Below are 15,493 nucleotides of genomic sequence, written 5' to 3'. Positions count from 1 at the left end.
TCCGATGGTGCGATGTTGTCTTTTGTCGATGCATCGGATTATCCGAAAACCGCTTCACACTTTTCGGTCCGATGCATGAATATCGTGTCGCCAGGCCGGAAACGGGTCGCGAAGGCCGATGGCTATCTCCGGCTCGAAACCCGTCTCCTCCCCAGCCAGGCAGTCGTCGAGCGCGGCGCGGATCGCCTCTTCGTCGAAGCCCGAGCCGATGAAGACCAGCTCCTGGCGGCGGTCGCCCCAGGCCTGGTCCCAGTGTTTTTCGATCATCTGGAGGAATTGCGGATGGCGCGGCCAGTAGGCGCGCGCCACCGAGGCCCACCAGAAGCCGCGCGTGCCGATGCGGCATTGCGTGCCGGCAATCGACAGCAGGCCGATCTCGTCCGGCCGCGTCGCCAGCCAGAAATGCCCCTTGGCGCGGATGACGCCCTTCAAAGGCTCGTCCAGCAGGGCGCAGAGCCGCGCCGGGTCGAAGGGGCGGCGGGCGCGGTAGACGAAGCTGGAAATGCCGTATTCCTCGGTCTCCGGCACATGCTCGCCCCAGCCGTAAAGCTCCTTGTGCCAGAGCGGGTGGCGGGCGGCCCTCGCCTCGCTGAACAGGCCGGTATCGAGGATCGCATCGAGCGGCACCTGGCCGAACACGGCCTCCACGACGCGCGCGTCCGGGTTCAGCGCCGCCACGACCTGGCGCACTTCGGCAAGCGTTGCCGGGGCCACGTCGCCCGCCTTGTTGACGATGACGACATCTGAAAATTCGATCTGCTCGACCAGCAGTTCCACCAGCCGGCGCTCGTCGTCGCCGTCGCGCCGCTCGCCGCGATCGGCCAGGAACTCGGCGCTGCGGTAATCGGCGAGCAGGTTGATCGCGTCGACGACGCAGACCATCGTGTCGAGCCGCGCCACGTCGCAAAGCGCCGCCCCGCTCTCGTCGCGGAAGGAGAAGGTGGCCGCCACCGGCAGCGGCTCGGCAATGCCGGTGCCCTCGATCAGCAGGTAATCGAAGCGGCCGGCGGCGGCGAGCCGGCGCACTTCGCCCAGCAGATCGTCCCGCAGCGTGCAACAGATGCACCCGTTGGTCAGCTCCACCAGGGTCTCGTCCGTGCGCGAAAGGTCTGCACCCCCTTCGCGCACGAGGTCCGCATCGATGTTGACCTCGCTCATATCGTTGACGATGACGGCAACCCGGCGACCTTCCCGATTACTCAGCACATGATTGAGGACAGTCGTCTTCCCGGCGCCGAGAAACCCGGCGAGAACCGTTACCGGCAGTCTGTTATCCGCACCCGTCATCGATATCATCACGCTATACCCGATGCTTGGTCTTCCATCCTCGCCGGCGTTACGCCGCGAGCTGCGGCCTGAATGCTACGTCCACATAATAGTTGGTGTTGTTGTAACTGGCGGTCGGGAACAGCCCCGCCGCGCCATAGGCATAAACGCCGTTATTGCCGGCGAGCCCCCGCAGATCCCCGTTCGTCACCTCGCTGCCGAAATAGTTGCCGGTTGCCGAATAGTTGCCTGATGTGGAGTAGGAAACGACATAGGTCGTGTCCGCCTCGACCGCGACCTGCTGGCTGAGCTGGGCCGTCTGCCAGCCGGAGGCCGTCTCGTTGTCGAAGGTGACGCTGGCAAGCAGCGTGCCCGACGCCGTCCACAGGTAGCCGCTGTGCGGGCCGGTATTGTCGGCCCCCTTGTAGAAGCGGATGGCGGTGATCCAGCCTGCCGCATCGGCCTGGAACCGCATGCCGAGATTGACCGGCTGGTTGTCGTTGACCGAGACGAGCGAAGGCGTGTCGCCGGCGGCAAAGAGGTTCTGCTCCGCCCCCGCCGCCGGCTCGTTGACGGTGAGCGCCACCTGCCCCGTCGCCGTGCCGCCCTTGCCGTCCGAGATCTGGTAGCTGAAACCGGCCGGTCCCGAATAGCCGGCATTGGGCGTGAAGGTCACGGTCTGGGTCTGCGCGTTCCAGGCGACCGAGCCGTTGACCGCGCCGCTGACGCCGGTGATCGTCAGCGTATCGCCGTCGCCGTCCGTATCGTTGGCAAGAAGCGCTGCGGCCTGGAGGGCAAGCGGCGTGCCGGTTTGCGTCGTATAGCCGCTGTCGTTGGCGGCAACGGGAACCGCGTTCTGCGCGCCCTGCTGGTAGAGCACGTCCACCCAGTAATTGCTGGCATTGTAGCTTTCGTTGGGAAACAGGCTGCCGGTGCCGTAGGCATAGACGCCGTTGCCGCCGCTGATCGTGCTTGCCGGCGCCGTCAGCGCGCCGCTCGTATGGTCGGTGGTGAAATAGTTGGCGCTTGCCGCATAAAAGCCGTTGGAATGGTAGCTCGCGACATAGGTGACACCCGCCGTGACGTTGACCGGCTGCGCGAAGGAAACCGTCTGCCAGCCGCTCGCCGTCTCGTTGATGAAGGTCGCCTGCGCCAGAAGCTGGCCGCTCGCCGTCCACAGCGAGCCGACATGCGTGCCGGTATCCTGCGCGCTGCGGTAATAGGTAAGCCCGGTAATGCGCCCGTCGGCCGAGGCGATGAACTTGACGCCGAGCTCGACCGAATTGCTGTCGTTGGCGGCTGTGACGCCCGACATGTCGGCGCCGGTAAACAGGCTCGTCGTCTCGCCCCCGCCCGGCTGCGCGTTGACCGTGAGGCTGACGGTGGCCGAGGCGGTGCCGCCATGCCCGTCCGAGATCGTATAGGTGAAGCTTGCCACCCCGGTATAACCGGCATTCGGCGTGAAGATCACCGTATTCGTCTGGCTGTTGAAGGTCACCGTGCCGTTCACCCCGCCGCTCGCACCCGTGATGGCGAGCGGGTCGCCGTCCGCGTCATGGTCGTTGGCAAGCAGGCTGGCGGCGGCAAGCGACAGCGCCGTGTCGGAATAGGTCGTGTAGCCGTTGTCGTTGGCCGCGACCGGCGCGGTATTGGCCGTCGACTGGTTGAAGACGACGTCGACCCAATAGTTGGAGGACTGGTAGCTCGCCGTCGGGAAGGTCGTGCCCGCGCCGTAGCCATAGACGCCGTTCGCCCCGGCAAGGCCGGTCAGCGCGCCGTTCGTATGGGCCGTGTTGAAATAGCCCGAGGTCGCCACATAGGTCCCGGTCGTGTGGTAGGAGGCGACATAGGTGACGCCGGCCGAGATCTGCAGCGGGCTGGAAAAGGCGGCGGTCTGCCAGCCGGAAGCCGACTCGGCAATGAAGCTGACCGTCGCAAGCAGCGTGCCGTCGGCGCTCCAGATCGAGCCCGTATGCGGCCCCGTATCGCCCTCGGCCTTGTAGAAGCGGATGCCGGTGATCGTGCCGCCCGCCGAGGCGACGAAGCGCATGCCGAGCTCCAGCGGCGAATTTTCCTGCACGCTTGGCCCCGTCGGCCCCTCGTTTGCGGCAAACAGCGACTGGCCGGCCGGCCCCGGATCGACGGTAAGGCTGACGCTGGCCTGGTCCGTGCCGCCGCGCCCGTCCGAGAGCGTATAGGAAAAGCTCGCCGGCCCGGCATAATCGGCAGCGGGCGTGAACGTGATGGTGCCGGCCTGGCTGTTCAGCGTCACCGTGCCGTTCAGCGCGTTGCCGACGGCGCTGATCGTCAGCGCGTCGCCGTTGGCATCCGTATCGTTGGCCAGCAGCGAGGCGATGGAAATCGTCAGCGTGCCGTTGCGCGAGATCGTCAGGCCGCTGTCGTCGCCGGCCACCGGCACCGTGTTGGCGCCGGCGTCGAAGACCACGTCCACCCAGTAGTTGGTGCCGCCGGGGCTCTGGCCGGGGAAGGTGCTGGTGCTGCCATAGGCATAGACGCCGCCGCCATCCACCGCCTTCAGCGCGCCGCTGGCATAGGTGGAGCCGAAATAATCGTCGGTGACGGAATAATAGCCGTTGCTGTGATAGGAGGCGACATAGGTGACGCCGGCGGCGATCTGGATCGGCGAGGAGAACATCACCGTCTGCCAGCCGGAGAGCGACTCGCCCGCCGAGACGCCCGTCGCCAGAAGCGTGCCGTCGCCGCTCCACAGGCTGACGACATGCTCGCCCACATTGTAGAAGCCCTTGTAGAAGCGGATGCCCTGCACGAAGCCGCCCGTCGTCGCCTGGAAGCGCAGGCCGAGTTCCACCGGGTCGCGGTCGATCGCCACTTCCGTTTCCGGCTTTTCGGCAAGCGTCCACAGGCCCTGCGTGGACGGCAGGCTGACCGTGACCTGCCGGCCGGCCGAGGGCGCCTCCATGTTGACGCTGTCGTCCACGGCGCGCGACATGATCGTATAGGTGCCGCTTGCCTGCACCACCCAATTATAGGTCCAGCTCTCGCGGCCGGTGGCCTTGAACCAGTGCTGGCCGCCATCGGTGGAAACCTCGACGCCGGCAATGATGCCGCCGCCCGTATCCTGCGCCGTGCCGGTGATGGTCACATGCTGGCCTTCGAGGAAGGAGGCGCCGATGATCGGCGAGGTGATCGTCGAGGTCGGCTTTGCCGTGTCGGTCGATTGGGTGGCCAGAATCAGGCTCGCGTCCAGCGTGGTCGGCTGGATGCCCATGTCGGCGAACATGTTGACCATCGCCTGCTGCACGTTGCGGTCGGTCGGCGTGGACGGCCCCTGGTGGTTGTCGCTGAGGCCCCAGGACCAGAAGACGGTGCCGGCGCCGAAGACCAGCGCGCCGCTGGCCGCCCGGTACATGGTCAGGCTGTGGGTCGCCACCGCCTCGCCCACCGTCGAGCCGTAGTCGCGCAGATAGGTGCTGACGGCGACCGACGACAGCGACAGGTTGACGAGGCCGGCCGGCCGGAAGCCGTTTTCGACATCGCTGTCCCATTCGTAGCCGAGCAGGTTCTGCACCAGCTCGTAGGTCTCGCCCTCGTTGAGCTCCGACACTTCGGTATTGCGCCAGAAGCGCAGGTTCGAATAGTCGTAGGGAATGGAGATCGTATCCTGGCGGTAGCTGTCCACGGTAAACAGCGTGCCGGTCAGCGAATTTTCCGGCTCCTGCCCCGGATCGGCATAACGCGGGTCGCGCCAGGTGCCGGTGCCGGTATCGCTGGGATCGGTGCTCGTGCCCCAGGTCTCCTTGTAGCAGACCATGGTGCGGTAGGCCTGGCCGCTGCCGTCGATGCTGCTTTCCCAGCGCACTTTCCAGTAGCACTCGTTGCCGCTCCAGAAGGCGAGGTTGACGCCGGCATCGCGCGCCGCTTCCACATTCTCGCGCTGCTCGGCCGACCAGTATTCGTCATGGCCGACGGAGAGATAGGCATCGTGGTTGAGCAGCAGCGCGCCGTTGCGCGTGGCGTCCACGCCGGAAATGTAGGAAACCTCGTAGCCGTTCTGCTCCAGCCAGGAAATGGCGGCGGATTCGACGCCGAATATATAGTCGTGCGTGCCGCCGATCGGGCTCGTATTGGTGATGATCGGCCGGTTGTAGCTGACGGCCGAGGCGCGGCCGATGGCGGTCAGCCCGCAGCTGCAATTGGGCGGCAGGTAGCCGATCATGTCGGCGGGATCGACGGGCACCTCGCCGTAATAGAGGCTGGCGCCGCCCCAGGCGTTGTAGGCCTGCCAGGTCGTGTCCGAGGTCTGGAAGACGATATCGCTGGTCGAGGCGTCGTCGCGCACCACGAAGGGGATGATGCTCGCATCCTCCGTGCCGTCCTCGCGCACCAGCTTGGCGAAATAGACGCCGGAAACGGCCTCCTCCGGGATCTCCCAGCCGGCCGAAACCGACCAGTTGCCGCAATCGATGAGGCCGAGCGACATGTCGACGATCGGGTGCGGCTGCACCTGCGCCGTCGTCAGCCGCTGCTCGATGGAATCCACCTTGCGCGCGCCCATGCCGCCGTAATAGCCCATGCGGTAGATATCGATGCGGTAGCTGGTGCTGTCGGTGGCGATCTTGAAATCGACCGTGCCGCCGATATTGGTGCTGATCTCGGTGGCAAAACCCTGGATCGTGCCGTTGCCGTCGCCCTCGATGCCCCATTCGCTGATCGGGTTGCCCGTCTTCATGTTTTCGAGCGCGATCTTGTTGGGCGTGGCGGCAGCCGCTGCCGCTGCCGGCGCGGCAAGCGCAGCCGGGCTCGCCGCCGCCTCGGCGGAAGTCTGCTCGCCCGCCTGCGGCGTGCTGGCCTGCAGCGAAAACGAGGCGATGGAGGATTGCAGCCGCACCGACGCCGCGCCGGAACCGGCGGCGGGATCGACCGGCGTGGCCGTCTTGCCGCCCGCAGCCCCGCTCTCGCTGGCGACAGCCGAAAGGGCCGGTGCAGCCGGCAGGCTCGCCGCCTCCTCGGACGGATCGGGCGCCAGGACCGCGCGCACCGGCGCGGCCGATTGTGAGCCGGCTTCGGACGGCGCCTCGAACACCGCCGCCGCCGAGGCCGTCTTCCCCGACGCCCCGCGCCCGCCAGCATCGCCCGCCGGCGCCGGCGAAACGGAAGCCGCCTGCGCCCCGCCCGGCACCGCAAGCGCGCCCGGCGCCATCATGTCACCGCCAAGAGACAAGGAGCCGGCGGAAGCCCCCGCCGTGAAGGAAAATGCCCCGCCCTGCCGGGCAAGGCCGGGCGACGCGTCTGAAGACACGACCGTCGCACTGCCCAGCACCGCGCTCCAGGCCGCCGGCGCCCGACAGATATTCAGCGTTCCACCCAAGCTACTCAGATACTCGACGTTACTAACGCGAATTCTCCGCATAAGCGGCGTCCCCCCTCTGCCCCTCAACCGACCCGTGAAGCAGCGTTTCAACCACGCATTCTGGCAGCTTTCGCGCGAGTACGGACGACAGCAATAAGGGGGTACGCGGGTGGTGCTGGCCTACGCCGATAGGAGGATGCCGGCGGCGTGCGGGATGACGGAGCAGGACATGGCCGCACCTCCTCTTCTCTTCGTCAGCGGTGCGAGGGGCGAGCTCTTGCCCCGCTCACGAGGCCGTGCGTCTTCTGTTGTGCCGTGCGGCCCCCTCATCCGCCTGCCGGCACCTTCTCCCCGCTGGGGAGAAGGGGAGTGTCGCGACGTCCTGCTCCATCGAGGCGCCCGGTTTGTCGTGAAGGCTGCGACAGTCTCCCCCTTCGCCCCAGCGGGGAGAAGGTGCCCGAAGGGCGGATGAGGGGGCTGCGGGCGCAGGCGAGCCCTGCTCACCCCGCAACATCTGCCCGCAGCCTCAGCGCCAGATCCGGGCTGTCCGAGGTCAGGCTGCCGATGCCGCGGTTCAGCCAGTGGCGGATGGCGGGTTCGTCGTTGAGGGTCCACACGCAGAGGCGGTCGAGCGGCAGGCGGGTGCGGATGAGGTCCCATTCGGCCTCCATCAGTGCGTGATGGATGGCGACGATTTCCACCAGCCCGTCCACGCGCTCGATGAAGGCGCCGAGGCCGCCCTGTTTTTCGGCCCAGGCGGCGTTGACGGAGACGAGGCGCGAGACGGCAGGCGCGTGAAGGCGGCAATCCTCCAGCACCGACGTATCGAAGGAGGTCAGATAGGAGCGCTCGCCGACGCCGAAGCGGGCAAGCTCGGCGGCGACGCGGGCGGCGATGCCGGGATAGGGCCGGCCGGTCTCGTCGATCTTGATTTCGACATGCAGGTCGATGCCGGCGTGCGGGGCAAGCACTTCAAGCACCTCGCCAAGCGTCGGGATGCCCTCGCCCGTGCCCTTCAGCAGCGTCGCCTTGCGGGCCTCGGCCGACAGCTCCTGCACCGGGCCGGACGCCTCGGCGGTGCGCTCCAGCGTGGCGTCGTGGATGACGACGAGTTCGCCCGCCCGCGTCAGGTGAACGTCGAATTCGATGGCATCAACGCCGAGCGTGACGGCGTTGCGGAAGCCGGTGAGCGAGTTTTCGGGCCAGAGGTTGCGGGCGCCGCGATGGCCGGTAATCAGCGTCATGGAATATCCTTCGGACTACTTGAAAATTAGCGGATCGTCGGGTCGAGCTTGTCGCGCAGCCAGTCGCCGACGAGCGAGATGGACAGCGTCGTCAGCATGATGACGGCGGCGGGCGCCAGCATGATCCAGGGCGCGCGCGTGAGATATTCGCGCCCGAAGCCGACCATGTTGCCGAGGCTGGTTTCCGGCGGCTGCACGCCGAGGCCGAGGAAGGAGAGCCCGCTTTCCATCAGGATGATTTCGGGGAAGGTCAGCGTCATCGACACGATCAGCGTCGAGGCGACGTTCGGCAGGATATGGTGGAGATAGACGCGCGAGGGTTTTGCCCCGAGCTGCACCACCGCCGCCGCATAACCCTGCGCGCCGGCGGCAATCGCAAGGCCGCGGGCGATGCGCGCATAGCGCTCCCAGCCGTAGAAGCCCATGAGGCAGACGAGCAGCGGCATGGAGGAGCCGAAGAAGGCGAGCACCGCAAGCGACATGATGAGGAAGGGCAAGGCCGCCTGGAAATCGGCCAGCATCAGCACCAGATGCTCGACGAAACCGCGCAGGCGCGCCGCCAGGAAGCCGAGCAGCGTGCCGAAAACGGCCGAGATGATCGTCGCGCCGAAGGCGATGACGAGCGAAACGCGGATCGACTGGATGAGGCGCGAAAGCACGTCGCGGCCGAGCTCGTCGGTGCCGAGCAGATGCTTGAGCCCGCCCGGCGCCGAAAGCCGGCTGGTCAGGTCCATGGCCGTGATGTTGAACGGGCGGATCTGATCGGCGAGCACGGCCGTCAGCACCATGGCCGCCAGCCAGAGGATGCCGAAGGCCACCGAGGCCGGCAGGTTGCGGCGCAGGAAGGAAACGAGGCGGTTCGGCTTTCGCGAGGCCGGCGCGGCGGCGAGATCGACAGGAACCATCGGCTTTCTCCTCAATGTCCGGCCGCGTGCGAGCGAAGGCGCGGGTCGAGCCAGCCGTAGAGCAGGTCGACGGCGAGGTTCGACACGACCATGACGGCGGCGATGATGAGCAGGATGCATTGCACGACCGCAAGGTCGCGATTGGTGACGGAGACCACCAGCAGGCGGCCGATGCCCGGCCAGGAAAAGATCGATTCCACCACGACCGCGCCCGCGATCAGCGAGCCGACCATGAAGCCGACGATGGTGACGATCGGCACCGCCGCATTCGGCAGCGCGTGGTTCCACACCACGTCGCGCCATGTCAGCCCCTTGGCCGAGGCGGTGCGGATATAGGGCTGGCCCATCACCTCGATCATGGCGCTGCGCGAAAAGCGGGCGAGAATGCCGATGCCGCCGATGCTGAGCGTCAGCGTCGGCAGGATGCCGTGTATCCACGTATCCTGCCCGCCCGAAGGCAGCCAGCCGAGGATGACCGAGAAGACCAGCACCAGCAGCAGCCCCATGACGAAGGAGGGAATGGTAAAGCCCAGCACCGCCAGCAGGATGACGCCGCGGTCGGAAACGCTCTGCCGGTGCAGCGCCGCATAGACGCCGGCCGGAATGCCGAAGACGAGCTTGAGCACGAGCGCCGGCACGGTGAGCTGCAGCGTCGCCGGCACGCGCTCCAGCACCAGCCGGATGGCGGAAGCCTTGTCGCGCATCGACACGCCGAAATCGCCGGTAAAGATCGACTTCAGATAGGCGAGATACTGGACCCATAGCGGCTGGTCGAGGCCCCATGCCTTGCGGAAGGCATCGACCGCCTCCTTCGGCACGTCAGGCCCGAGCATGACCATGGCCGGATCGCCCGACATGCGCAGCACGACGAAGGCGAAGGTGACGACCGCCATGATGGTGAGGATCGCGCGGAACAGGCGCACGAGAACGAAACGGATCATCAAAACCTCCCCTATGCCGCGACCGGCGCGGTCTCGCCCGCCACGACATGGCAGGCGGCGGTGCGCCCCTCGCCCGCCGCGAGCAGTTCCGGCACGACGGAACGGCAGATGTCGCGCGCCATCGGGCAGCGCGGATGGAAGGCGCAGCCGGACGGCCGGCTTGCCGGGTTCGGCGGCTCGCCCTGCAGGATGACGCGGCCTTCAAGCGGCTTGCCGGGAACCGGCACGCTGGAAACCAGCGCCTTCGTATAGGGATGCTGCGGCGCGCGGAAGATGACGTCGGAGGACGCCTCCTCGACGATGCGGCCGAGATACATGACCGCCACCCGGTCGGCGATGTTGCGCACCACTTTCAGGTCGTGGCTGATGAAGACCATGGCGATGCCGTTCTTTTCCTGCAGGTCGCGCATCATGTTGACGACCTGCGCCTGGATGGAGACGTCGAGCGCCGACACCGGCTCGTCGCAGACGAGAAGCTTCGGCCGCGAGGCGAGCGCGCGGGCGATCACCGCGCGCTGGCGCTGGCCGCCGGAAAGCTCGTGCGGATAGCGGCCGGCCTGGTCGGGCCTGAGCCCCACGGCCCGCATCAGCTCCGCCACGCGGTCGCCCTGGTGCTGTCGCGGCATCAGCCTGTGGATCTCGAGCGGCTCGGCGATCTGCCTGGCAATCGTCACGCGCCGGTCGAGGGCTGCGAGCGGGTCCTGGAAGACGAGCTGCATCCTTGCCCGCAAGGCCCGCCATTCCGGGCTGTGGAGCGCCGGCATCGGCTGGCCCTGGAAGCGCACCGTGCCTTCCTGCGCCGCGTCGATGCCGAGCAGCATGCGCCCGAGCGTCGATTTGCCGGAGCCGGATTCGCCGACGATGCCGAGCGTTTCGCCCGGCATGACCGAGAGCGAGACGCCGTCGACGGCGCGCACCGGGCTCGGCCGGCCGAACAGGCCGCGGCGCATCTGGTAGACGCGGACGAGATTATCGGCTTCGATGAGCGGCGTCATTGCAGCAGGCCCTCGGCGATACGCGGCGACCGCGCCTCGGCGGCAGCGGCGGAAGGCACCGGCCGCGTGCAGGCAAGCCTGCGGCCGCCATCCAGCGAAACGAGCGGCGGGCGCTCGCTGCGGCAGGCCTCCACCGCGCGCGGACAGCGCGGCGAAAACGAACAGCCCGCCGGCAGCTCCTTCGGGTTGGGAACGGTGCCGGGAATGGGGATCAGCCGCTCGCGGCCGCCGTCGAGGCGCGGAATGGCGTCGAACAGGCCGCGCGTATAGGGGTGGCGCGGCTCGGAAAACAGCTCGCCGACGCGCCCCTCCTCCACGATGCGCCCGGCATACATGACGCAGACGCGCTCGCAGACCTGGCTGACGGCGCCGAGATCGTGGCTGATGAACACGGTCGCCATGCCGGTTTCGGCGCGAAGGCGGATGAGCAGGTCGAGGATCTGCGCCTGGATCGTCGCGTCGAGCGCCGTCGTCGGCTCGTCGGCGATCAGGAGATCGGGCTGGCCGGCAAGCGCCATGGCGATCATCAGGCGCTGGCACTGGCCGCCGGAAAATTCGTGCGGGTAGAGATCGAAGCGGCGGCGCGCATCGGGAATGCCCACCATGTCGATCAGCCGCAGCGCCTCGGCCCTCGCCGCCTCGCCGGTGAGGCCGCGATGCACGCCGAGCGCCTCGGCAATCTGCCTTCCGATGCGCAGCACCGGGTTGAGCGAACTCGACGGGTCCTGGAAGATCATGGCGATGCGGCTGCCGCGCACGCTTTCCAGCACGCTGCGCGATCCGCCGACAAGTTCGCGGCCCTCGATCGTGACGGAGCCGGAAACGCTGGCCTTGCCCGGCAGCAGGCCGAGGGCGGCCAGCCACGTGACCGACTTGCCGCAGCCGGATTCGCCGACAAGGCCAAGCGCCTCGCCGCGCCCGACATCGAGATCGATGCCGTGGAGAACCTGCACGCCGTCGAAGGCGACCGTCAGGCCCCGCAGTTCCACGAGATTGGAGCCGGTCGTGCCCATCTTTCATCCCCGCTCTTGCTTCATCGAAAAGAAGGGTCCCCGGCGGCGCCCGGCCGCCGGAGACCGCAGTGAAGGACCGGTCAGATCGACCAGTTGCTGGCGCGGAAGTCCATGGCGAAGGCGGGTGCGGCCTTCCACTTCAGCGACGATTTCATGCCGGTGAAGACGGCGTTCTGGTGCAGGACCTGGTAGACCGGGTCTTCGCGCTCGGCGATTTCCAGCATGCGGGCGAAGGCCTTCTTGCGCTGCGCCCGGTCGGTGGAGGTTTCCATGACGACGGCGAGCTTGTTCATCTCGGCATTCGTCCAGTCCTTCTTCTGCTGCACTTCGCCGTTCGGGCCGAACTGCACGACCATCGGCGTGATCGGATCGTTGATCGAATTGCCGGCCGACCAGTCGCGCACGCCCTTGACGCCCTGCGGATCGTGGATCTGCGCCCAGTTTTCCTTCATCTCGATCTCGACGTTGAGGCCGACCTGCTTCCACATCTCGACCATGATCTGGCCGTTGGCCGTCTGGTTCGTGTAGTAGTTGTTGAGCAGGCGGTAGGGGATGGCGTCGCCCTTGTAATTGGCCTGTTTCAACAGGTCCCTGGCAAGCGCCGGATCATAGGCCGGCGGCGCCCAGCCTTCGATGAACATGTCGCTGTTGCGGTAGGATTCGAACTGCAGGCCGGCCGGAATGACCGTCTTGCCGGCCCAGAGCGCATCGACGATCGCCTGGCGGTCGATCGCATGCGTCATGGCGCGGCGCACCAGCGGGTCGGCGAGGATCTGGTTCTGCGTGTTGAAGACGGAAACGCGGTGGTTCCAGATCGTCGAGTTCTGCACTTCGTAGCCGGGTGCGGCCTGCACGGCGGCAATCTGGTCCGGCGGCAGGTCGCAGGCGAAATCATATTCGCCCGAAAGCAGGCCGTTGACGCGCGAGGCGACTTCCGGGACTTCGACGAAGCGGATCTGCTCCAGCGGCGGGCGGCCGCCCCAATAGTCGTCGAAGGCGACGAGCGTCAGCGAAACGTCCGGCTTGTATTCCCCGACCATGTAGGGGCCGGTCGTGATCGGCTTGCGCGACCATTCGGTGAAGCTTGCGGCCTCGTCCCAGGCGCGGCGGTTGGCGATCTGGCTGCCGCCGGAATAGAGGCGGCCTTCCAGCGTCACGTCGGGCGTGGTGTTGTGCAGGCGCACCGTGTACTTGTCGACGATCTCGATGCCGGCAAGCGCCGGCCACAGGCGGCGGCCGACGCCGGGCACGGTGGCCGGCAGTTCCTTGGCGGTGGCCGGCTTGTGATCGGCCTCGAAAATGGTCTTGCCGCCGACCGGCTCCGTATTGCCGAACACGCGCTCTTTGGAGAAGGAGAAGGCCACGTCCTCGGCGGTCAGCTCGTCGCCGTTGTGGAATTTCACGCCCTGGCGCAGCTTCAGCTCCAGCGTCTTCTCGTCGATGCGCTTCCATTCCGTGGCGAGGCCCGGAACCGGGCCCTGGTTGCCCATCCAGTCGCGCAGGATCAGGCCTTCCCAGAGGTTGGGATAGAAGATGCGCTCGCCGACATTGGACTGCTCGTGATAGACGTCGAGCGAATTGTTGTTGGTGATCTTCTGCACCGCGATGGTGACGGACGGGCGCTTGCCCTGGCTGAAGCCGAGGCGCGGCAGGGCGAGCGTGCCGGCGGTGGCGCCGAGAAGGCCGAGCGCGCCGCGTCGATTGATCGAAATCATCGGAAACTCCTTTTGTCTTGACCGCCAAGCCCCCCGGCTCGCGGCCCTCGTTGTTAAAATCAGGCAGATGTCGCCGGATTGACGGCTTCATGAATTTTTCAATAAAGGTGCCCGCCGCGGAGGCCGCGAAGAGCCGTTGCGGCGCGCGTGGGCTGCCCCCCGCGCGCCAAAAGATCAGCCGGCGGCAACCGCCGGCCTGCTTGCCGGCGGCGGGAGGCCCGGCAGCGCTTCCAGCGCAATCGCCAGTTCCCCTGCCCCCGTAACCGTGCGCAGCGCGCCCGCCGCCATCAGCGCCTCGTGCCGGCCGCTGCGCGGATCGGCCGGGTCGACGAAGCCGATCGCCGCCATGCCGGCGGCAACCGCGCCGGCAATGCCGAGCGCGCTGTCGTCGATGACGAGGCAGCGGCGCGGCTCGACGCCGAGCCTGCCGGCGCAGAGCAGGAAGAGGTCGGGCGCGGGCTTTGGCCTTTCCACCATGTCGGCGCTGTAGATATGCGGGGCGAAATCGGCCCAGAGGTCGAGCAGGCCGAGGCTGCGGCGCAGCCTGTCCATGTCGCTGTTGGAGGCCACGCATTTGCGCTGCCTGACATTGCGCACCAGCTCTTCCATGCCGGCCATCGGCCGCAGCGAGCGGGAAAATTCCGCAAAGAGCGCGCCCTTCGCCTCGGCAAAGACGGGCTCGGGATCGGCAAGGCCGAGTTCGGCCCGGCAGAGGCCGCGCGCCTCCTGCCCCGAAAGGCCGGTGAAGCGGCGGTGGACCTCGCTCTGGCTCAGGGGCACGCCGGCGCGCTGCAGCGCCTGCGCCAGCGTGCCGCTGGCCACCGGCTCGCTGTCGATCAATACGCCGTCGCAATCGAAGATGAGAAGTTCTATCGTCATGCCGACGGCATTACGTTACATATGCTACACCAGTGTGACATTTGTAACGGCAACCTGTGGAAGCCGCTTTGGGATGGGGACGGAATGGAAGCGCATGAACTGAAAATCCGGGCGGCATGGCTCTACCATGTGGAGGGGCTGACGCAGGCGCAGATCGCCGAGCGCATGAACCTCACCCGCCGCCGGGTGAACGAATATCTGGCCGCAGCCCTGGAGGAAGGCATCGTCAGGGTAAGCTTCGCCTCGCCGCCCGGCCCCGGCATGGCGCTGGAATCGCGCCTGCAGGAGCGTTTCGGCCTGGAGGCGGCAATCGTCGTGCCCACGCCCGCCGATCCGCAGCTTCTGCACCAGGCGCTGGGGCGCGGTGCGGCCGCCTATCTCGACCGGCTGATCGCCGCCCGCAAGCCGCGCTCCATCGGCGTCGGCTGGGGCGCGACGCTGCGCGAAACCGTCATCCACATGACGCCTGCAAGCGCGCCCGAGATCGAGGTGCGCTCGATGATGGGCGGGCTGACGCGCGGCTCGGAGATCAACACGTTCGAGATCGTGCGCGCCTTCGCGCAGGTGCTGAAGGCGCAATGCCACTATTTCGCCGCCCCGATCTATGCCGAGAGCCCGCAATCGCGCGAGGCGATCATCTCGCAATCGGTCTTCGAGCGCATCTTCCGCCAGACCTGCGAAGTGGACATATCCTTCTTGAGCGTCGGCGACGTCACCCGCCAGTCGCTGCAGGTGCGCTACGGCCTGCCGGCCGCCACCGACATATCCGACCTCATCGCCGTCGGCGCCGTCGGCGACCTCCTCGGCCGCTACGTCGACACGCAAGGCCACCCCGTCGCCCACCCCCTCAACGCCCAGGTCCTCGCCCCCGACCTTTCCGACTACCGCCGCATCCCCTGCCGCATCATCGCCTCCGGCGGCCCCCACAAACACGCCATCCTCAGCGCCACATTGCGGGCAGGCCTGGCGACCGCGCTGGTGACGGACGAGGAAAGCGCGCGGGTGCTTTTGGCGGAGTGATGGGGGTGTGGGTGGCGGCGGCGGCGGCTGTGCCGTGTGGCCCCCTCATCCGACCCTTCGGGCCACCTTCTCCCCCAAGGGAGAAGGGGGAGACCGCCTCATCCTTTGCGATGCACCAAGCGCCTCGATGGAGCAGGACGTCGCGACACTCCCCTTCTCCCCGGCGGGGGTCCGAAGGACGGG

General features: G+C 67.3%; 10 protein-coding genes. 1 reads left to right on the top strand and 9 read right to left on the bottom strand.

What is annotated here, in order from left to right; genetic code table 11:
• Positions 1-54: 54 nt before the first annotated feature.
• From ACU8HS_RS19165 to ACU8HS_RS19125, 9 genes are all read right to left on the bottom strand, one after another.
• Complete coding sequence (locus ACU8HS_RS19165) at positions 55-1,287, bottom strand: GTP-binding protein (protein WP_447015924.1); 1,233 nt, start codon at positions 1,285-1,287, stop codon at positions 55-57.
• A 49-nt stretch (positions 1,288-1,336) separates the two neighbouring features.
• Positions 1,337-6,658: a DUF4082 domain-containing protein gene (locus ACU8HS_RS19160; protein WP_447014957.1), complete on the bottom strand. Its 5,322-nt coding sequence runs from the start codon at positions 6,656-6,658 to the stop codon at positions 1,337-1,339.
• 440 nt (positions 6,659-7,098) lie between these two features.
• Complete coding sequence (locus ACU8HS_RS19155) at positions 7,099-7,842, bottom strand: glycerophosphodiester phosphodiesterase family protein (protein WP_447014956.1); 744 nt, start codon at positions 7,840-7,842, stop codon at positions 7,099-7,101.
• A 26-nt stretch (positions 7,843-7,868) separates the two neighbouring features.
• The gene (locus ACU8HS_RS19150; RefSeq protein ID WP_447014955.1) at positions 7,869-8,747 is read right to left on the bottom strand and encodes an ABC transporter permease; all 879 of its coding nucleotides are present in this window, start codon (positions 8,745-8,747) and stop codon (positions 7,869-7,871) included.
• A gap of 11 nt (positions 8,748-8,758) precedes the next feature.
• Positions 8,759-9,688, bottom strand: a complete 930-nt coding sequence (locus ACU8HS_RS19145; protein ID WP_112706441.1) for an ABC transporter permease — start codon at positions 9,686-9,688, stop codon at positions 8,759-8,761.
• A gap of 11 nt (positions 9,689-9,699) precedes the next feature.
• Positions 9,700-10,683 (bottom strand): ABC transporter ATP-binding protein, encoded by a 984-nt coding sequence (locus ACU8HS_RS19140; protein ID WP_112758934.1) that lies wholly within the window; start codon positions 10,681-10,683, stop codon positions 9,700-9,702.
• Complete coding sequence (locus ACU8HS_RS19135) at positions 10,680-11,696, bottom strand: ABC transporter ATP-binding protein (RefSeq protein WP_447014954.1); 1,017 nt, start codon at positions 11,694-11,696, stop codon at positions 10,680-10,682. The genes ACU8HS_RS19140 and ACU8HS_RS19135 overlap by 4 nt, the downstream gene beginning before the upstream one ends.
• Before the next feature lie 80 nt (positions 11,697-11,776).
• Positions 11,777-13,411 carry an ABC transporter substrate-binding protein gene (locus tag ACU8HS_RS19130; RefSeq protein WP_447014953.1) on the bottom strand — a complete coding sequence of 545 codons (1,635 nt, stop codon included), beginning with the start codon at positions 13,409-13,411 and terminating at the stop codon, positions 11,777-11,779.
• Between the two features lie 174 nt (positions 13,412-13,585).
• Positions 13,586-14,290 carry an HAD-IA family hydrolase gene (locus tag ACU8HS_RS19125; RefSeq protein ID WP_113414764.1) on the bottom strand — a complete coding sequence of 235 codons (705 nt, stop codon included), beginning with the start codon at positions 14,288-14,290 and terminating at the stop codon, positions 13,586-13,588.
• Positions 14,291-14,374: 84 nt separating this feature from the next.
• Here ACU8HS_RS19125 and ACU8HS_RS19120 point away from each other — a divergent pair, with 84 nt between their 5' ends.
• A complete protein-coding gene (locus tag ACU8HS_RS19120; protein ID WP_113499568.1) occupies positions 14,375-15,310 on the top strand; it encodes a sugar-binding transcriptional regulator in 936 nt (311 codons plus the stop codon).
• The last annotated feature ends 183 nt before the right edge of the window (positions 15,311-15,493 follow it).

This window comes from Rhizobium sp. KDH_Rht_773_N (genome assembly GCF_052946295.1).
This window is presented reverse-complemented; position numbering and strand designations above follow the sequence as displayed.